This window comes from Caballeronia eucalypticola, from assembly GCF_047608185.1.
Taxonomy (GTDB): Bacteria; Pseudomonadota; Gammaproteobacteria; order Burkholderiales; family Burkholderiaceae; genus Caballeronia.
This window is the reverse complement of sequence record NZ_JBLKRU010000010.1, coordinates 1-18,991: the sequence shown is the minus strand read 5'-3', so window position 1 is coordinate 18,991 and position 18,991 is coordinate 1. Positions and strand designations below refer to the sequence as shown.

The window sequence follows — 18,991 nt, the reverse complement described above, 5'->3', positions numbered from 1 at the left end:
GGGTATCGGTGTTCGGAGAAGGAGGGTTTCACACATCGGTGGTTCTGGCGAGCACCGTGCTTTTCGGGTACCAATGAATAAAAACTGCACGCTGTGGACACTTAATTTTTAGAGAGTTGAAAGCGTTTTCTTTGCTTCGTTTCTTTGTCGCTTTGGACAAAGAAATGACGCGCCGCCACGCGCAGTGGCTAATAGTGATAAAGAAGTCAGCTAACGTATAACCCGCGAAGACCTGGAAAGCAGCAACCCGGCATTGACCCAACCGCTAACCGGATCCCCTCACCCCCCAAGTGCGAACAAAAACCAACTGCGCCAGCGAAGAGATAAGTGACGCGCTGTGGCACCACGCAGACCATTCAAATCGAAAGCGGCAGCGCTTGCAAAACCACCGTCAAGCGAAATGACATCGGCTCGAGACAGCAATAAAAAAACTAGCGAATAGCTGACAGTTGAACGCGATCCACCGCGTTCGCGTAACGTGAAGTGTCGACAATCGTTTCGAGCAGGAGCAATTCCCGATAGTCACACACAGGTGACCTGGAAAGCGGACACTCCGCCACGGCACACTCCCACGGCGATACTTTCCTTCCGGTACGAACCATAAGAAAATGACCGCCATTGCCATAGCAGCAAACGACGAGTTTCAAACGAAGCAGTTGCGCTGCGCCAAGGACCTTGATTAGCAATGAACCGATACGAAACACTTGCCAACGCGATGGCCGCCGAAATTCGTTCGGGCGGCATTGCGGTCGGCTCGCGCATGCCCTCGTTGCGTCAGATCATCGCGCAGCATGGCGTGAGTCAATCAACCGTCTTTCGCGCTTACTATCTGCTCGAAGAATGGGGTCTGGTCCGGGCTCAGGAACGTTCCGGTTACTACGTCGCGCCGGGCGCGCGTGTTACTGCTCCGCGAGCGCCTCGTGCGCCTTCACTAGCCGAATCAAGCAAGGTCGACATCAGCAACCTGGTTTTTTCCGTGCTGGACGCGGCAAAAACGCTGGGCATTGTGCCGTTGGGTTCGGCTTTCCCCTCGCCTAATCTTTTCCCGTTGTCGCGTCTTGCGAAGTCCCTGGCGCAGGCCGCGCGGCTGATGAGCCCGTGGAGTACCGTGGTCGACTTGCCACCGGGAAATGAACATCTGCGACGTCAGATCGCCTTACGTTACATGGGGATGGGCATATCGCAGCCAATTGAGGAGATCGTCATCACCAACGGCGCGCTGGAGGCGTTGAACCTGTGCCTGATGGCGGTCACCCGGCCCGGCGATGTAGTCGCTGTCGAATCGCCCGGCTTTTACGCTGCGCTCCAGGCTATTGAGCGGCTGGACTTGCGGGCCGTTGAAATTCCGGTTGACCCTGTTACGGGTCTCGACCTTGACGCACTCGCCGACGCGATGAAGAAACATCCCATCCGCGCCTGCTGGTTCATGACGAATTTTCAGAATCCGACAGGGGTGACGCTCTCGCTCGAGAAGAAAAAGGCCCTTGTCGAATTGCTCGCGGAGCACGAGGTACCGTTGATCGAAGACGATGTCTATGGCGAGTTGCACTTTCAGCCCGAGTACCCGTTGCCTGCATTGGCATTCGATAAAAAGGGTCTCGTCATGCACTGTAGTTCGTTTTCAAAGACGCTCGCGCCGGGCTACAGGATCGGGTGGACATCCGCGGGACGATTCACCGACAAGGTTCAGCGGCTAAAGTTGATGACGACGTTATCGGCCAGCATTCCGGTCCAGGCCGGTATTGCCGATTATCTTCAGCATGGCGGCTATGACAAGCACCTTCGCAAGTTGCGCGGCGCATTGAACGTGCAGCTAAGCGAAATGGACAACGCTATCCGGCGCTGGTTACCCGAAGGAGTCCGGCGCACGCATCCGGCGGGTGGATACTTTCTTTGGCTCGAACTTCCCGAAGCAATCGACGCAATGGAGTTGCATCGGCTTGCAATTGAACAAGGCATCAGCCTTGCGCCAGGCCCGATCTTTTCCGCCACGCACGCATTCGAGCACTATGTGCGGATCAACTTCGGCCATCCGTGGAGCCCGAAGATTGACGACGCGATTCGCGTACTCGGTGAGCTACTCAAGCACCCGTCGGTACGTGCCAAGCGATGACGCCGCTCCATGCAATCACCGCGTGAAAACTCTTAGTGCGTCACCGTTGAAGCAAGCCGCGCGAGACCAAACAGGAGCGCACCAAACCCGCCAGCCAACCCGATGGCAACCACCGGTAGCAATGGCAGCTTTACCGCCGCCATATCGGCCTGATGCGAAGCACTCTTGCGGACGCCAAAGAAACTCCACAGTACGATTCTCAGCATTCTCAGGAAAGCCATGACTCACCTCTCTCGGTTGACCAATGACAAAACATTTTCATTGATCCCATCATAGAAGGGTCAAGGCGCGCAGAACAGCAGCAGTTGGATGAAGTTTCGTAGCAGCAGAAGAAACTGCTACCCCACATTCGATGTCATCTGCTTCTTGAACCCGGCGCATCGCTCCCTTACCTTAAGCCACTGACCTAAGCGCTGGCGCGTGAGCATTTTCTATCGACGCTCAAGCATTCGCTCACTCATCTAAAACAACACGCTGGCCCAATCGGCAGGGTCGCAGGATAGTCCTGACCATGTATCAATACACCGAATTCGACCGAGCTTTCGTGCGCAGTCGCGCTGCGCAATTCCGCGACCAGATCGAGCGGTGGCAAAGCGGCAAGCTAAGCGAAGACGACTTCCGGCCGCTTCGCCTGCAGAACGGCTGGTATGTTCAACGCCACGCGCCCATGCTGCGCGTAGCAGTGCCATATGGCGAGTTATCGAGCGCTCAACTTCGTGTGCTGGCCCGAGTGGCGCGTGAGTACGATGAACCCGAGGCGGAGGCATACAGGCTCGCATCGGAGGCTCAACGCAAGCTCGGCGCCGTTCACCTTCCCACCCACTACGCTCATTTCACCACGCGCACGAATGTACAGTTCAACTGGATCCCGCTGTCGAAGGCGGCAGACGTGATGGATCTCCTGGCGAGCGTCAACATGCACGGCATCCAGACCAGCGGCAATTGCATTCGCAATATTTCCTGCGATGAACGCGCGGGTGTCGCGCCCGATGAAGTCGCCGATCCGCGGCCCTTCGCAGAAATCATGCGCCAATGGACGACGCTGCACCCTGAATTCGCCTTCCTGCCGCGCAAGTTCAAGATCGCCATGACCGGCGCGACCGAAGACCGCGCCGCCACGGATTGGCATGATGTAGGCCTCCATTTGCTGCGCAATGACACGGGCGAGTTGGGCTTTCGTGTGTCTGTCGGAGGAGGCATGGGTCGCACGCCCGTCATTGGAACCGTCATGCGTGAGTTCCTGCCGTGGAACCAGATCATGAATTACATCGAAGCAGTCGTGCGCGTCTATAACCAGTTCGGCCGCCGCGACAACAAGTACAAGGCACGCATCAAGATCCTGGTGAAGGCCGAGGGCCAGCGCTACATTGATGAAGTCGAGGACGAGTTCCGTCAGATCGTGGAACACGATGGCGGCCCGCACACCATCCCGCAAGCCGAACTGGATCGCGTGAGCGCGTCCTTTCTTCCGCCAGCGTTGCCCAAGCGGCTTGACCATGCCACATCCGCAGATGCACTTGCCAAGCTAAAGGCGCAAGCCGCGCTGCATCCGCAGTTTGAACGCTGGTTGCAACGCAACGTCGCCCTGCATAAAGATCCGTCCTTGCGCATTGTCACGCTCTCGTTCAAGCGGCTTCTTCAGGCGCCCGGCGATGCGTCAGCTGATCAGCTCGATCTGGTCGCCGGACTTAGCGATCGCTTTTCGGCAGGCGAAGCGCGCGTGACGCATACGCAGAATCTGGTGCTCCCGTGGGTCCATGCCGACGACCTGTTTCCGCTTTGGGAAGCCGCTCGCGACGCTGGTCTTGCAAGTGCGAATGTACATCTTCTGACCGACATGATCGCGTGTCCCGGCGGGGACTTTTGCGCGTTGGCGAATGCACGCTCGATTCCCGTCGCCGAAGCTATCACGCAGCTTTACCAGGATCTTGACGAACTCAATGACATCGGAGAAATCGACCTTCATATCAGCGGCTGCATCAACTCGTGCGGTCATCACCATAGCGGCCACATAGGTATTCTCGGCGTCGATAAGGACGGCAAGGAGTGGTATCAGGTCACGCTGGGAGGATCGGACGGTTCGGCCACGAGCGGCGCGGCGCAAGCGGGCAAAGTTATCGGCCCATCGTTCTCGGCGCATGAGGTGTCTGAAGTCATCGACGCAGTGCTGTCGACGTATTTATCCATCAGGCAGAGTATTGGCAGCAGGCAAGAACGCTTCATCGAGACGGTACGACGCGTTGGGCTGGATCCTTTCAAGTCGGCCGCCAACGATGTACGCAAGAGTGAGGAGCGAGTCGCATGACGAGCGCCACGCACCTCAGGCTTCTTACAACATTCGAGCATTCACAGGACGCGAATCAACAGGTTGTATCGCTCGCGAATGATGAAGATCCGCTGACGTTGAAAGACAACATCGAGACTATCGAGCGCATTGAACTTAATTTCCCTCACTTCACTGACGGACGCGCCTACAGTCAGGCGTATCTGCTACGCCGCCGGCTTGGTTTCAAAGGTGACTTGAGAGCGAGAGGCGACGTGCTGATCGATCAACTCGTGCAGATGGAACGGACCGGGTTCTCTAGCGCCGTATTGAAAGAAGGCGTGGATCCATCCGATGCCCAACGTCAGTTCGAACGGTTTCTAGCGTTCTACCAGAGTGATGTTGTGACTGAAACGCCGGTGCTGCATCGCCGTGCCCTGGAACCGCTGAAGTAGATGAGACGGGGCGAAGGCCGGCTTTCTATTAAATGCGGGCGACCATCTGAATGAACGGGCGCGTCTCACAAGAACCTTCCCTGCCATCCGGCTCCTTTACGCGACGATCTTCGCGGGGCATCGAACTGCTCAACCTTACCGCCCGTGTATAGATCTCGGGTCCCCGGAGGGCGCTGCGAACTGAACAACCAGGCTACCGTAGGAAGCTCACACGGGACTTGGATACGAACCTGGCAAATACGCTAACCGGTATTGCTCGCACTCGCTGCTCAAATGAATATTTCTCACATACACGTGAAACTTAATCGTTTTTCAAGGCAAGGTGATGGGCCTAGGATAGAAGCTCGTAAATCCATTTGCGCTTATTGAGGCGCAGCGGGAGGCCCCATGAGTCACGCCCTGTTCGAGATTCCATCGGTTATCTGTATTTTGTTGTTCGTCGGCTTTGTTGTTTTCAGAGCATTCACGTCACCGCTTCCGGGCGAGGAAGAGCGGTCTGACTTGTTTAAAAAACGGCACGATATCGGCCGGTCGCGAGACATGCTTCGTCACGAGTCCAATGAGCTTGGCAACCCAACGCCTCGGCAGTGACGGGTCTGTGGCCGCTCAACTTAGAGGCGGTTTCAAAAAGACCTCTCAGGACTGTTAACTTTATAAACATACTGTTAACCTAGGCCATCGTGACGACGAGACCAAGGAATGGACAAGCCGATCATTGACGATGAGTTATGGAAACGGATCGAACGCTTACTGCCACAGCCGAAGGCTCGGCGCGAGAAGTATCCCGGTCGCAAGCCGGTACCGGATCGCGCAGCATTGAGCGGCATTGTGTTTGTGTTACGCACAGGGCTGCGGTGGCGAGATCTACCCGCCGAAATGGGTTGCGGCTCTGGCGTGACATGTTGGCGCCGCTTACGCGACTGGCAAGAAGCAGGCGTGTGGGATCGATTGCACGAACTACTGCTCGCCGAGTTACGCGCAGCGGGCCAGATCGACTTGTCACGCGTGGTTGTCGATTCGTCTTCCGTGCGGGCTATCGGGGCGGGCCAAAAACTGGGCCGAACCCCGTAGACCGTGCGCGACCGGGCTCTAAGCACCATGTTGCGACCGACGCAAACGGGGTGCCGCTTTCGATCATCTTGACCGGTGCGAATCGCCATGACGTCACACAATTGTTGCCTCTCATCGATGCGATTCCAGCCATCCGTGGCATACGCGGTCGCCCCTTGCAAAAGCCTCAAGTGGTCTTCGCAGATCGCGGATACGACTCCGAAGCACATCGACAGAAATTGCGCGATCGCGGTATTAAGCCTGTTCTCGCCAGGCGCCGCACTGAACATGGCAGCGGACTTGGAAAGTATCGATGGGTAGTCGAACGTACTCACGCCTGGTTCCATAATTTTCACCGTCTACGAATCCGCTACGAGCGACTGGCCAAGATCCATGAAGCCTTCTTGAAGTTCGCTGCTTGCCTAATCTGCTGGAGTACTCTTCAGCGATCTATTTCGGCTTTTTGAAACCGCCTCTTAGTCAATGAGCAATGCACGCTTCGCGAGGCGCCCTGCTATCCTCACGGAAGCTGGGCGCGCCATCAAGGCCCGGTATGTCCCCGCCTCCCAATCTCTTTGGCAGCATCTGTGGCGGTGGCACCTCTCCGCTAAACCGGGCGTGCACGCTGGGCCATGCAACTTATCGATATCGGCGTCAACTTCCACTCAAAGCAATTGCATGGACTGACCGGCAGTCTCATCGAACGCGCGAAAGCGGCGGACGTGAGCGCGATTCTGGCGACAGGTACGTCGATGCAATCGAGTCACGAAGCATTGGCCCTCGCTCACAGTTACCCTGGATATCTCTTTTCGACTGCAGGTGTCCATCCGCATTCGGCAGATGCCTGGTCCGCTGAAATGCTCGACGCGCTGGGTGTGCTATGGCGAGACGAGGTCTGCGTGGCTGTCGGCGAATGCGGGCTCGACTACAACCGCAATTTTTCGACGCCGGCGAATCAACGCCTGGCGTTTGCCGCTCAATTGTCTGCCGCCGTGCAGATCAAGAAACCTCTTTTCCTCCATTGCCGCGATGCGTTCGCAGACTTTCATGCAATGGTGAAAGAAGCGGTTCAGTCCGGCGCCCATGGGGTGGTTCACTGCTTCACCGAGTCAGCCGATGAAGCCCAGGCTTTTGTCGATATTGGGTTGGATATCGGCATCACGGGTTGGGTGACGGATGAGAAGCGTGGCGACGCCCTGCGCTCCGCCATTCCGGACCTGCCGCTCAACAGGCTGCATCTGGAAACCGACGCTCCGTATCTCGGCCCCAAGAATGCCAAAAAGCGTCGGCCGTATAACGAGCCCGCGAACCTGATATGGGTGGCCCGCGCTGTCGCAGAACTGAAAGGCATCAGCGAAGAGGAAGTTGCTCAAGCTTGCACCGAGAATAGCCGGCGTTTATTTGGCTTGCCGTTGTCATCGGAGATCGCCAGGGCTTGAACATCCCCATTGCTTGGACCATCGCATGAACCGCCAAAGAAGCCTTGCAGAAAAACGGCTGCGCGGTCCACCGACGACCGCGTTAAGCCATATGTGAGTAGACTATATCTGGAACGGCGCATAAGATGACTTGGCAACCCACGGCCACCGAGAGGTGGCCGTTAGTTTTGCCGCTCTTTTCTTGTCCCGCAGATGATCCGTGATTTCCCTTCATTGACTAGGCGAACATCGCGAGACATTGGAAATGAATATCGCTAATGACTATAACGGGGACACTCAATGGATCAGACTGGACAAGAAAAAATAGCGTCAGGCAACCAGGGCCGCTGGTACGCCGATCTGACGCCCACGCACTGGCGCGTTCTCAGGGCCAGCTTTTTGGGCTGGATATTCGACGGCTACGAAGCGCTTGTTCTGGTCGTCGTCATTGCGCCAATGCTGCATTCGGTTCTCTCTCCCGCGCAAGCCGCATCCACGCCGGTTTATGCAGGTCTGGTGATCGGGATCACGCTGCTCGGCTGGGGCGTGGGCGGCCTCGTCGGCGGCATTCTTGCGGACTATGTCGGACGCAAGCGCATGATGCTTTGGTCGGTGTTTCTTTACGCGATGTTTTCAGGATTCACTGCGTTTTCCCAGACCTTCTGGACGCTATGCGCCCTGCGCTTTCTTACCGGGCTGGCTATGGGCAGCGAGTGGAGTACGGGGATCGCACTGCTCTCCGAGACGTGGCCTGAACGGGCACGTGCCAAGGGCGCAGGCTTCCTGCAATCCGGCTTCGGCTGGGGCACGCTCATAGCGGCGGTCGTCTGGTACGCGCTTTCATCGGTGCATCCGCTTGGAGAGCAATCCTGGCGGCTGATGTTCGTGCTCGGCGCGCTACCCGCCTTGTTTGTTCTATACATCCGGCGCGGCGTGAACGAGTCGGAACAATGGCAGCGCGCAGTGCGTGAAAAACGCTGGAACGCTACCAGCGGGCTACCCTCCACAGGATCTGCCGGCGCATCCAACCAGCGGCCCTTTACACTTGCACAATTGTTTAACGAGCACGAAGCAAGGAAACGCACGCTGCTTCTGGTGCTGCTGTCGATTGTGACAACCGTCGGCTGGTGGGCCATATCGAGCTGGCTACCCACATTCACGGTCTCGATCGCCAAGGCGCAGGGCTTGCCGGATGCGTTATCGTGGGGTTCCAGGGTGTCGATCATCTACACGGTGGGCGCGATCATCGCTTACTTGCTAGCCGGTTTCATTGTGGATGCTATCGGCCGGCGTGCTTATATATCGCTGACGTTCGTTGGCTCGCTCGTGACGACATTCATCACCTACAAGCTGACGAGCAGCGTTGAAGCCATGATGGTGATTGCGCCGATCAACGGGTTTTTCACGCTCGGCTGCGCCTATGCGTGGATGGCGATATACCCGTGCGAGCTTTTCGCCGTCACGGTGCGTTCAACTGCAATCAGTTTCGTGTTTAACGCGGCGCGGCTGATTGCCTGGGTTTTCCCGATTATCGCGGGGAGCATGATCAAATCGTTTGGCGGCGTTTCGCAGGCGGCAATGGCGCTCGGTTCCGTCTATGTGCTGGGAATCATACTGCCCTGGTTCCTGCCCGAGACGCGCGGACGAGGGATGCCTGATTGAGCCACTGAATGAGAGGATCGCCGGGCGCTTGCCGGGCGTCACGTGCTCGGCTACCAGGATCACGTGACGGTCTCGTCATTCACCGTGAGGTCGCCGACCGTGCGCGCAGTCATGGAGCGACTCTGTTCGCTCGGGCATCGAGCTCTTTGAAAAATGCACGCAACCACATCATCGGTATCTTGTTGGGAGTCTCCATGGCCCCAGGAGAAAACGATGTGCGGAACCCCACCATCTGCTGCAGATACTCACGTGGCGCACGCGTATAAGTCTTCGAAAGCTGCGTCCGCTTTTAAGTAACGGGCAGCTTTCAAAATTCTCGTGCAAATGAACCGTCTCGTTGCCGGCTGAGTGCGGTAACTGCGTGTTACCAATCTCGCAAGCCGGTTTCACTTGTGAACGCTCCCCGCACATAGACTCGCGGTGACTGGACGGAATCCGCGTCCAGCTCTTTCAGGAGCGGTAAATGAGTATACGCAATGTAGTCAGCGCGATGTGGGCCCTGGCATTACTGACGGCCGTCGGCACGGCACACGCAGCAGGATGTCTGAAAGGCGCGGTGGTCGGCGGAGTGGCCGGCCACGTCGCGGGCCACCATGCTGTCATCGGAGCGATGGGCGGCTGCATCGTGGGGCATCACTACGCAAAGGAAAATGAAAAGGAGCGGAACGTAGCCGTGAACCAACGCGCCACAGCCGCGCCGTCTTGATCGCTGACAGCACGTAGCGTGTTGTCGCACGCACAGAACTGCACGCCGTACCCGGTCCAATATACGGATGCGATAGATCGATTACTGCGCTCCCCGCCTTGAGCCGAGAGCGATCGTGTCAGGGGCGTGATCGTGTCAGGGCGTATACGGTCACCACCTCATCATATTGGAGAGACCCATGCTGCGAATCCGTAGCCATCGAGTTACCACGCATTTGGCGGACACAGAGATATGTGCCGAATACTGCGCGCAGACCGGACGTCTTCGCATCCTTAAAGATGGCGCTCTCGTGCGCGAGTGGTTTCCGCCAAATTCTTGGATGGCGATCGCGTCGGTTGCCGGCGCTCGCAATTGGGGAACACGGCCCGATGCGCGTGAGCTTCGCGCGTTGCTGGAAAGTCAGATGTCGCTGCTGCACATTGGCTAGCCGCTTCTGACGTCGATGAGCACGTCGACGAGCACGTCGTTCGGCACGACAGTAAACGAAAAAACGCCCCTCGGATTTTCGTCGCGAGGGGCATTTCCAGGTCAGAACACGTTCACTTACAGCGCAGCATCCTTCAGTTTCTTCAGCGGGCGCACCTTGAGGCGCACCGAAGCGGGCTTCGCCGCAAACCATTTGTCTTCACCCGTGAACGGGTCTTTGCCGAAGCGCTTCTTCTTGGCCGGCACATCTTGCGCGACCACCTTCAGCAATCCCGGCAGGGTGAATTCCTGCGCACCCTTCTTGTGAATCGATGCAAGCACCGTTTCTTCAAGGGCCGCCAACAACGCCTTGGCTGCCTTCGGCTCCACGCCTGAGCGCTCGGCGAGGTGAATCGTCAACGATGTCTTCGTGAACGTATCCTTGATTGGTTTCAAGGGCGTCAACGCAACGGGCTTCTTCACTGCAGGTGCCGCCTTCTTGCTGACAGTTGCCGCTTTCTTCGCAGCGGGCGCTGCCGCTTTCTTTGCAGCGGGAGCCGCGGTTTTCTTGATAGCTGTTTTCTTGGTAGCGGTTGTTGCCATGAATGCCTCTCTTCTAGTCAAAGGTTGCCCAAGGCCTTTGCCTTTGCGCCGTCACCGACTAACGCAAAGGTACAAATTCTCGGGTTGGCGCCAGCGTAACAACACCGACATCAAGACGCAACGTCTGGAGCCATAAATCAAGGGGCTTTTCGCATAATCGTCACGAAAATGATGACCTGTGCGCTGTCTCATGGACGCGAGTCCAGTAAAACCCCACCCCTCAAGGCTTGGAAAGCCCTCGAAGATGGACAAAACAAACAACGGCTGCCCTCTTGGACGGTCGCTGTTTAACAAGAAGCGCTGGCCCACTTCGCATTGAGCAGCCGGTATTGAGCAGCCGGTATCGTGCATCCGAAAATTCACTCACCCGGACTGAAAAGCGCGAACGATTTTTACAGTTGCTACCGTCGTCGTTGGTCGTCTCTGAATAACGTGAACAGCCTATCAGCGCTTTCACACTCTCGACGCTCATGGCATAGTTCGGCCATATTCATTTAAGGAGTTCACTATGCCGACCCTCGAACAGATCCAGGAAAAGATGAAGAAGCTGCAGGTGCAAGCCGACACTTTGATTGCAAAAAAGGCGCAAGCCGCGGTCGATCAGATTCGAAAAATTATGCTGGTGCACGGTCTGACTACCGTCGACATTGAAGCCAAAGCAAAGGCAAAGCGGGAAGCGAAAGCAGCCAACGGGAAGACTCAAAGCGTTAAAACGAAAGTTGCTGGTCTTCTGAATGGCGAGACCCCGCCGAAGTACCAGCATCCGAAGACAGGCGCCACCTGGACCGGCCACGGCCGCGCGCCGGCATGGATTGCCGATGCCAAGGATCGCACCAGGTTCCTGATCGCGAGCGGCACAACCGCTGTTGGCGCTGTGAGCAAAGCGAAAAGCGCAATCCAGAAAGCCTCGCTAGCGACAGGTGCACTCGCTGCTAAAGGACAAGGTAAGGGACAACGCAAGGGACCGCAGCCCGCAAAATATCTCGACCCGAAGACCGGAGCAACCTGGAGCGGACGCGGTCCGGCACCCGCATGGCTTGCAGCATCGAAGGATCGGACCAAGTTTCTCGTTGATGGCGCCAATGCCGGTTCGACAGTCGCGAGCAGCGCAAAGCCAGCAAAAAAAGAAACCGTCGCTAAGAAAGTAGCGAGAAAAGCTTTGGCTACGAAGCCCGCTGTTAAGAAGGCCGTGACCGCAAAGACCAAGAGTGGGAAAGCTGCGGTCAACGCGACGCCGAAGGCACGTGCAAAACGCACACTGACGAAAAAGACATCATCGAAGAGTACGTCTGTGAGTGCCCCGTCAGTGGTTGTCGAAGACCGCGCCGGCTCAACGACCTGAATGTAATTGCCCGGCTTGACCAGCGACAACTCGCCTCGCGCTTGTGACACGCCGGCATGCCGGACGGACGAACGGCACGACGTCTTATCAGGATCACGTATCAAGATTTCGTGACTTGATTAAGGTGTCGTGCGTTGTCACTCAAGGCGATTCCGCAAGCCTCTTCTCCGGTGGTTCGACGCACGGCACAGGCGCAAAGCCCAGCGCTACGATCCGCGTTTCGTGGAGCGATGCGACTCTCGGCCAATACCACGATCAAACGTGGCGACTCGGCTCGGCGCGCACCGAAGTACACTTGGACGCGACTCACCGATCAATGCCCCTCACATGATTCTCGCCAGTACGCTGCGGCAGGATAAGCATGGTGTCGGGGAACGAAATCATGGAAGGTGCGTTTGCCGCATCGTTGTGCCAGCGACCTTGAGAGAAGATGGCGAAAACCTCGCTCACCCTGACCACCGGATGCGTGAGCTTGTTGCTTATATTGAACCCAAGGAAAGATGCACCATTCACCATGACAGGGCTACGGCGATAGACGATCAAACTTAATCGACAAGGCAGGATCTCCCGTCAATCATTCGATGAACGGAACCTGACCGTAGCGGCAAGCAGTTGGTCTATCTATCGCGCCCGTCGCCTGCGCCAAGCCGCCATCATGCGCAGCAGCAGCAAGACCACGACCGCGATACCGGTCCCGCTAGTGACCGGAATGAAAATCGCGAAAAATGGGTCGTATTTGCTTGAGACCTTCCCTAGCCAATATTTCTCGAACAACCCTTCGAGCGTTGCACCTAGAGAGAGCAGGAACAGAACAGTTGCCAAGAGAAGCAATCCTGCAATCACTGCGCTGATAGCACCGCGTGGGGCGACTGTGGGTCGACGGGATACTGATGGTTGCCCGTTGAGCGGAACTCGAGTGGTCATCGTGATTTCGTTTTGTTTGTTCGCGCGGTAACGCGCTGCACCGGTGTATGTTTTACGAGCAATGCCAAAGATTCATTGGCAGATTAACCGGAATAATATTCGAACTCCATCCTGACCGGTTACGAACGACTACCGGCCGGCGAGTCCGCAAAAAAAGCCGGACGCGGTCATGCACGCAATCACCCGCCAACTTTTAATAACGTTGCTTGCTGCAACTCGTCGGCGAACGGTCAGATGGCCGGTGCAACGGAATGATGTTCGTCGGTGATTTTTTGGCGACACACTGACAGGCCCAATAGGTTTGCTCGCCAATCACATGTTTCGTCAACACGCAGTCGTCCGCGCAGTCGTCGCTCTGGCATCCGAATACTGCCTCAACGGCGTTACCCGAATCGAGTACGCACCACACGTTGCACAAACCGCAACGGGAAGACCGGACGATGTCCTTGATCGCCGCAGGATACTCCGAGCGTTCGAGCGCGCGCACGACCGTTTCACCATCCCGCTGAAACACCGTAAGAAGCTTGCCGACGACCTTGACCATGCGTCCCCCTGCGAGAAGGCTATTGTGTATAAATCGATGACACATCGCACCTGAGCGTGCGCGCTACGCAAACAACGCTCAGTGCAGAGGGCACGGGTTCTCGCGGGGAATCTCGGGAAACCTCAAGCGTCGTACTCGCTATCCTGCTGAAGATAGCGCTCACCGTGCTTACCCTTCACGCGCGATGCGTACAAACTGTGGTCACTCCGGAAGATCCTGTTGCGTGTCTCCGTACTATCCCTTACTGCTTATCGTCGAATGCTGGATAGTGTGTTCATCGTTCTCATTTGTACCTATACGTTAGTCGCGATTGCTGAAGTTTCCAATCGGTTAACTTATCGATGGTAACGATCCAGTCATGCCTGCGGTCCACAGTTTCTGCTTGCTGACGAGAACTCCGCGATTCGATGTTGTATTGCGCGGCGATGGACTACCATCGACGAAAGGGCTGGCACGGGTTTCAGTCTCGCCACATGCAATTGCTGCAGCGTGTCAAACGCAACCACTCGATGCCATATAGCGGAGACCTATCAATGGCATTGCAGGAATCTAATTCTGTTGAGGGTCACACGCGCTTATATTTAACTGGAGTAGGCTCGCCAACACGAGCAGTGCTCGTTCAATGTAAGCGACAACATTGCTTGCTGGAGTTGAAGTAATAGCTTGCGCCCAGGGTGATGAACAGCATGAGCCCGCCACGGGATTTCCCGGCAGACCCGCGGGCGCGGGACACGTCGATGCAATGCACCATGAAAGCCTGACGCCCTTAAAGAATAAGTAGTGGGTACGTCCTCTCAAGGAGATAACGCATGTCAAACGAAGCAAAGTGCCCGTTCAATCATGCCGCCGGCGGCGGTACGACGAACCGTGACTGGTGGCCCAAACAACTGCGGGTAGACCTGCTCAGCCAGCACTCCAGCAAGTCCAATCCGCTGGACAAGAGCTTCAATTACGCCGAGGCTTTCAAGAGCCTTGACCTGGCTGCAGTCAAGAAGGACCTTGCCGCGCTGATGACCGATTCGCAAGATTGGTGGCCGGCGGACTTCGGCCACTATGGCCCGCTATTTATCCGCATGGCCTGGCACAGCGCGGGTACGTACCGCACCGGCGACGGCCGTGGCGGCGCCGGGCGCGGCCAGCAGCGTTTTGCGCCGCTCAACAGCTGGCCGGACAATGTCAGCCTCGACAAAGCTCGCCGCCTCCTCTGGCCGATCAAGCAAAAGTATGGCCAGAAGATTTCCTGGGCTGACCTGCTGGTCCTCACCGGCAACGTCGCGCTCGAGACCATGGGCTTCAAGACCTTCGGTTTCGCCGGCGGCCGCGAGGACACGTGGGAACCGGACCTGGACGTCTACTGGGGCAACGAAAAGACTTGGCTAGGCGGCGACGTCCGTTATGGCAAGGGAGCAGCCGGCAAGGACGACGACGGCGGCGTGATCGTAGCCGATGAAGAAAAGCACGGCGAAGAGGCCAGCCGCACCGATAGCGGACGCAACCTGGAAAATCCGCTGGGCGCCGTTCAGATGGGCCTGATCTATGTGAATCCTGAAGGTCCCGATGGCAATCCGGACCCGGTTGCTGCGGCGCACGATATCCGCGAGACCTTTGCGCGCATGGCCATGAACGACGAGGAAACCGTCGCGCTGATCGCCGGCGGTCACACGTTCGGCAAGACGCACGGAGCCGGTCCTGCCGACAATGTGGGTCCGGAACCCGAGTCTGCCGATATCGAGAACCTGGGGCTGGGCTGGAAGAACAGCTTTGGCAGCGGCAAGGGCGGCGACACGATCACCAGCGGTCTGGAAGTCACCTGGACCAGCACGCCAACGCAATGGAGCAACGGCTTCTTCCAGAACCTCTTCGGCCACGAATGGGAGCTCACCAAGAGCCCTGCCGGCGCCAACCAGTGGGTCGCGAAGGATAGCGCTGAAACTATCCCGCACGCTCACGATCCGTCGAAAAAGCTTCGGCCGACCATGCTCACCACTGACCTGTCGCTGCGCCTCGACCCGGCCTACGAGAAGATCTCGCGGCGCTTCCTGGAAAATCCCGATCAATTAGCCGATGCCTTCGCCCGTGCCTGGTTCAAGCTGACGCACCGCGACATGGGACCGCGCGCCCGCTATCTTGGCCCGGAAGTGCCGGCCGAAGAATTGCTGTGGCAGGACCCCATCCCGGCAGTGGATCATCCGCTGGTTGCAGAAGCGGACATCGCTTCGCTCAAGCAGAAGATCCTGGCATCAGGGCTATCCGTCTCGGAGCTGGTGTCGACTGCCTGGGCGTCAGCGTCCACCTTCCGTGGTTCCGACAAACGTGGCGGCGCCAATGGCGCGCGCATCCGTCTCGCGCCGCAGAAGGATTGGGAAGTCAACCAGCCCGAGCAATTGTCGAAGGTGCTGAAAGCGCTCGAAGGCATTCAGGGCGAGTTCAACAGCGCGCAGTCCGGCGGCAAGAAAGTTTCGCTGGCGGACTTGATCGTGCTGGCTGGCGGCGCCGGCATCGAGCAGGCGGCGAAAAAAGCCGGACATGAATTGACCGTGCCCTTCACGCCGGGCCGGGCGGACGCCTCGCAGGAACAGACCGATGTGGAATCCGTCGCGGCGCTCGAACCGGCCGCCGATGGCTTCCGCAATTATCTGAAGGGCAAGTACACCGTTCCGGCCGAGGCTTTGCTGATCGATAAGGCGCAATTGCTGACGCTGACCGCTCCGGAGCTGACGGTGCTTATCGGTGGCCTGCGTGCGCTCAACGTGGGTGCAGGGACGAATGGGAATGGCGCCTTCACCGGCCAGCCGGAAACGCTGACCAACGACTTCTTCCGCAACCTGCTCGACATGAATACGGAATGGCAACCGCTTTCGTCGGCGCGAGATGTGTTTGAGGGACGTGACCGCAAGAGCGGCGAGAGAAAGTGGACCGGCACCCGTGTCGATCTGATCTTCGGTTCGCATTCCCAGCTCCGGGCATTGAGCGAAGTCTATGCGACTGAGGACGCGAAGGAAAAATTCGTCAACGACTTTGTTGCAGCCTGGGTCAAGGTGATGAATCTCGACCGTTTCGACCTCGCTTAAAGGTCGCGTAGGCCCGTCAGGACTTCTGTTCTGACGGGCCCTGCTTGATTACTGTTGCAGATGGTCAGCGGGTGCGTTCGCCCTCGGGCCGCCAGAAAATCCCAATCAAGCTCTGAACATCATGACCGCAGCTGCTAAGCCCGCAAGGTCAACCAGAACAACCGGCATAACGCTCACGCGGCGTTGCACGTATGCGCCCAAGGCCCAAAGTCCGCCGACTATCACAGCGGTCAGCCCCAGCTCCTTCGCATATGAAAGTTCTTCCGCATACCAGAGATAACCGGCCGTAGCGCCCATCATCAGCGCAAATTGCACGGCGGCAAATATCGCAGCGCGGGTGCCAAGCGGCTCTCCGTACAACTGCCTGGCTGCGTCGAGGTCGAACGCTGGCGCGGCGAGTTCTGCCTGAAGGTCCGCACCGGAACCGGAAGGTCGCCAGCCTGGAGGTTTGAGCCAGATGCGCCACTTGTCCGCCCACGACCTCGTTTGACGCGATGCCTGCACGAGCGACCAGTATTCCGCAAAGATTGCCCAGCCGGGATCCCAGCTTCGCAGCGGGGTCCTCGTTCCATAGACGCAAGGCTCCTCTTCCTCCGCGAATGTCCCGAACATCCTGTCCCAGATCACAAACATGCCACCGTAATTCTTGTTGAGATACTGATCGTTGACCGCATGATGCACGCGATGGTTGGACGGCGAAGAGAACACGCGATCGAACCAGCCAAGTTTGCCGACATGTTCGGTGTGAATCCAGAATTGATACAAGAGGACAACAAGCCCGGCAATGCCAAACTGTTCAGGCGGCACGCCTATCACCGCAATGGGCAGGTAAAAGATCCAGCCGATGAGCGCGACGGTACTTTCCTGCCTCAGGGCGGTCGAAAAATTGAAGTGCTGGCTTTGATGATGAACGACATGCGCAGCCCACATGACAGCGCACTCATGCCCGGCGCGATGCAGCCAATAGTCGAAGAAATCGAACAGGACGATGGCGATCAGCCAGCCGTACCAAGTGTCCCAGAACCTGACGTTCGGAGTTCGCCCCAACGCGTTGAACACAAGGATGTACAGACCGATTTGAAAGAGTTGCGTGACTAGCGCCAGCACCTGACTTATCAGGCCCTGACTAAGACTGCTCAGTGCATCGTTCAGCCGATACGTATTACGTTGCCTGAACCAGCCGTAAGCAAACTCGGCCCCGATGAGGACAACAAAAACCGGCAGTATAAAGACGATGATCTTGTCCATTCACAATCTCGGCAAATGTGGCCCCGCCTGAACAAGAAGACGATGCGTCCGGGTTGCGGAGCCAGTGATCAAGCCGGTCTGGCTTGAGAGGCTTGCCGGCGTATCAGAAGGATCGGGAATAGGGCTCTAGATCTGTTGGTTTGGCGAAGGCCGCTGCCAGCCATCGATTGACTCGCATCGTACAGAATCTACGCAGCCACTGCTTGCTAAGCAACAAGATAGCGCGCCAACAACGATGTTTCGTGGTGGATACAACCGAAAAGACAGCGTGAATCGTGCCAAAGCTTCACTTGCCCAACACTTAGATTACGCTTGCATTATCTATGCTTTTTCAGCGCACAAGATCACGGGCATAAGGAGAAGTTCGAGTCGCACCACCACGGATGCTGGTTCGATCCGCGAGGCTTTGGCGGAGTTCAAGGACTCCTAGCGTGTCGCAGTAAGGCGAGAGGAATGAGCAAATACGATTTCATAAGGAAACCTCATGAAACGGGCGAATGAATTTTCTAAGCATTCGACTGCGGCGCATTACCTGAGATAGCGGTAAAGCGCACTGGCGCATTGAATCTACGAATTCGCGCAGCCGATCGGACCGGAGTCGACCTTCTTCGGCACCGAGAGGACGACTTCCTCCCACCTTTTCGACTCGTTCGACGATCTACACGCTTGAGCTTCGCGTCAGCAAGACCACGCTTAGCAGACTTCTTCAGCCTGGCGCACGCGCGGCAGCATCCGGTCGAACTCGCGCTTGACGATGCCATAGCATTCGCAAGCACGCGCTTCCAGGCCGGCGCGATCGAGCACCTTGATACAACCACGGCTGTGATGGATCAGGCCCGCGTCATGCAGCTTTCCTGCCGCTTCCGTGACCCCTTCGCGACGCACGCCCAACATGTCGGCGATCATCTGTTGCGTCACCTGGAATTCGTTGGACGGCGTACGGTCAATCTCAATCAGCAACCAGCGGCACAACTGCTTGCTCAGCGAATGGTGACGGTTGCACGCAGCGGTCTGCGCAATTTGCGTCAGCAGCGCTTGCATGTACAGCATCATCAGGCGGCGCAGGAAATCCGAGCGATTGAACTGCTCGCGCAAAGCGGAGGCGCTCATGCGATACGCAAAGCCCGGGCATTGAACCTGAACGCGCGTCGGCATGGTGTCGCCGCCGGTCAGGATAGGAACGCCGG

General features: G+C 57.4%; 18 protein-coding genes. 11 read left to right on the top strand and 7 right to left on the bottom strand.

Annotation, left to right across the window (positions count from 1 at the left end):
- Window positions 1–685 precede the first annotated feature (685 nt).
- Complete coding sequence (locus ACMX25_RS13790) at window positions 686–2,113, top strand: aminotransferase-like domain-containing protein (protein ID WP_414950508.1); 1,428 nt, start codon at window positions 686–688, stop codon at window positions 2,111–2,113.
- Between the two features lie 32 nt (window positions 2,114–2,145).
- Here the strand turns inward: ACMX25_RS13790 and ACMX25_RS13785 are convergent, their stop codons facing one another.
- Entirely contained in the window at window positions 2,146–2,334 is a 189-nt protein-coding gene (locus ACMX25_RS13785; RefSeq protein WP_414950507.1) for a DUF2970 domain-containing protein, read from the bottom strand.
- 290 nt (window positions 2,335–2,624) lie between these two features.
- Here ACMX25_RS13785 and ACMX25_RS13780 point away from each other — a divergent pair, with 290 nt between their 5' ends.
- From ACMX25_RS13780 to ACMX25_RS13745, 8 genes are all read left to right on the top strand, one after another.
- A complete protein-coding gene (locus ACMX25_RS13780; protein WP_414950506.1) occupies window positions 2,625–4,418 on the top strand; it encodes a nitrite/sulfite reductase in 1,794 nt (597 codons plus the stop codon).
- A complete protein-coding gene (locus ACMX25_RS13775; protein ID WP_414950505.1) occupies window positions 4,415–4,831 on the top strand; it encodes a DUF934 domain-containing protein in 417 nt (138 codons plus the stop codon). Before ACMX25_RS13780 ends, ACMX25_RS13775 begins: the two co-directional genes overlap by 4 nt.
- Window positions 4,832–5,218: 387 nt before the next feature.
- Complete coding sequence (locus ACMX25_RS13770) at window positions 5,219–5,422, top strand: hypothetical protein (RefSeq protein ID WP_414950504.1); 204 nt, start codon at window positions 5,219–5,221, stop codon at window positions 5,420–5,422.
- 108 nt (window positions 5,423–5,530) lie between these two features.
- Window positions 5,531–6,348, top strand: a protein-coding gene (locus tag ACMX25_RS13765; RefSeq protein ID WP_414950503.1) for an IS5 family transposase whose coding sequence is annotated in 2 segments (ribosomal slippage) — window positions 5,531–5,879 and window positions 5,879–6,348 — 819 coding nt in all. Because the reading frame shifts where the segments join, the coding sequence is not laid out codon by codon here.
- Window positions 6,349–6,513: 165 nt separating this feature from the next.
- Window positions 6,514–7,320, top strand: coding sequence for a TatD family hydrolase (locus tag ACMX25_RS13760; protein WP_414950502.1), 807 nt, complete (start codon window positions 6,514–6,516; stop codon window positions 7,318–7,320).
- A gap of 279 nt (window positions 7,321–7,599) precedes the next feature.
- Window positions 7,600–8,961: an MFS transporter gene (locus tag ACMX25_RS13755; RefSeq protein ID WP_414950501.1), complete on the top strand. Its 1,362-nt coding sequence runs from the start codon at window positions 7,600–7,602 to the stop codon at window positions 8,959–8,961.
- A 463-nt stretch (window positions 8,962–9,424) separates the two neighbouring features.
- A complete protein-coding gene (locus tag ACMX25_RS13750; RefSeq protein WP_414950500.1) occupies window positions 9,425–9,667 on the top strand; it encodes a hypothetical protein in 243 nt (80 codons plus the stop codon).
- A gap of 178 nt (window positions 9,668–9,845) precedes the next feature.
- Complete coding sequence (locus ACMX25_RS13745; RefSeq protein ID WP_414950499.1) at window positions 9,846–10,094, top strand: hypothetical protein; 249 nt, start codon at window positions 9,846–9,848, stop codon at window positions 10,092–10,094.
- Between the two features lie 116 nt (window positions 10,095–10,210).
- On the opposite strand, the gene ACMX25_RS13740 is transcribed toward ACMX25_RS13745, so the two are convergent.
- Window positions 10,211–10,675, bottom strand: a complete 465-nt coding sequence (locus ACMX25_RS13740; RefSeq protein WP_414950498.1) for an HU family DNA-binding protein — start codon at window positions 10,673–10,675, stop codon at window positions 10,211–10,213.
- 508 nt (window positions 10,676–11,183) lie between these two features.
- Here ACMX25_RS13740 and ACMX25_RS13735 point away from each other — a divergent pair.
- The gene (locus ACMX25_RS13735; RefSeq protein ID WP_462686294.1) at window positions 11,184–12,017 is read left to right on the top strand and encodes an H-NS family nucleoid-associated regulatory protein; all 834 of its coding nucleotides are present in this window, start codon (window positions 11,184–11,186) and stop codon (window positions 12,015–12,017) included.
- 306 nt (window positions 12,018–12,323) lie between these two features.
- On the opposite strand, the gene ACMX25_RS13730 is transcribed toward ACMX25_RS13735, so the two are convergent.
- The 3 genes from ACMX25_RS13730 to ACMX25_RS13720 all read right to left on the bottom strand — a co-directional run bounded on the left by ACMX25_RS13730 (window position 12,324) and on the right by ACMX25_RS13720 (window position 13,485).
- On the bottom strand, window positions 12,324–12,560 hold the full coding sequence (locus tag ACMX25_RS13730) for a hypothetical protein (protein WP_414950496.1): 237 nt from the start codon (window positions 12,558–12,560) through the stop codon (window positions 12,324–12,326).
- A 78-nt stretch (window positions 12,561–12,638) separates the two neighbouring features.
- Complete coding sequence (locus ACMX25_RS13725; RefSeq protein WP_414950495.1) at window positions 12,639–12,839, bottom strand: hypothetical protein; 201 nt, start codon at window positions 12,837–12,839, stop codon at window positions 12,639–12,641.
- A 295-nt stretch (window positions 12,840–13,134) separates the two neighbouring features.
- Window positions 13,135–13,485, bottom strand: coding sequence for a hypothetical protein (locus tag ACMX25_RS13720; protein ID WP_414950494.1), 351 nt, complete (start codon window positions 13,483–13,485; stop codon window positions 13,135–13,137).
- Between the two features lie 809 nt (window positions 13,486–14,294).
- Here ACMX25_RS13720 and katG point away from each other — a divergent pair.
- Complete coding sequence (katG, locus tag ACMX25_RS13715; RefSeq protein WP_414950493.1) at window positions 14,295–16,556, top strand: catalase/peroxidase HPI; 2,262 nt, start codon at window positions 14,295–14,297, stop codon at window positions 16,554–16,556.
- A gap of 105 nt (window positions 16,557–16,661) precedes the next feature.
- On the opposite strand, the gene ACMX25_RS13710 is transcribed toward katG, so the two are convergent.
- The gene (locus ACMX25_RS13710) at window positions 16,662–17,804 is read right to left on the bottom strand and encodes a sterol desaturase family protein (RefSeq protein WP_414950492.1); all 1,143 of its coding nucleotides are present in this window, start codon (window positions 17,802–17,804) and stop codon (window positions 16,662–16,664) included.
- A gap of 693 nt (window positions 17,805–18,497) precedes the next feature.
- On the bottom strand, window positions 18,498–18,991 hold a 494-nt coding region (locus ACMX25_RS13705), incomplete at its 5' end, for a Crp/Fnr family transcriptional regulator (RefSeq protein ID WP_414950491.1).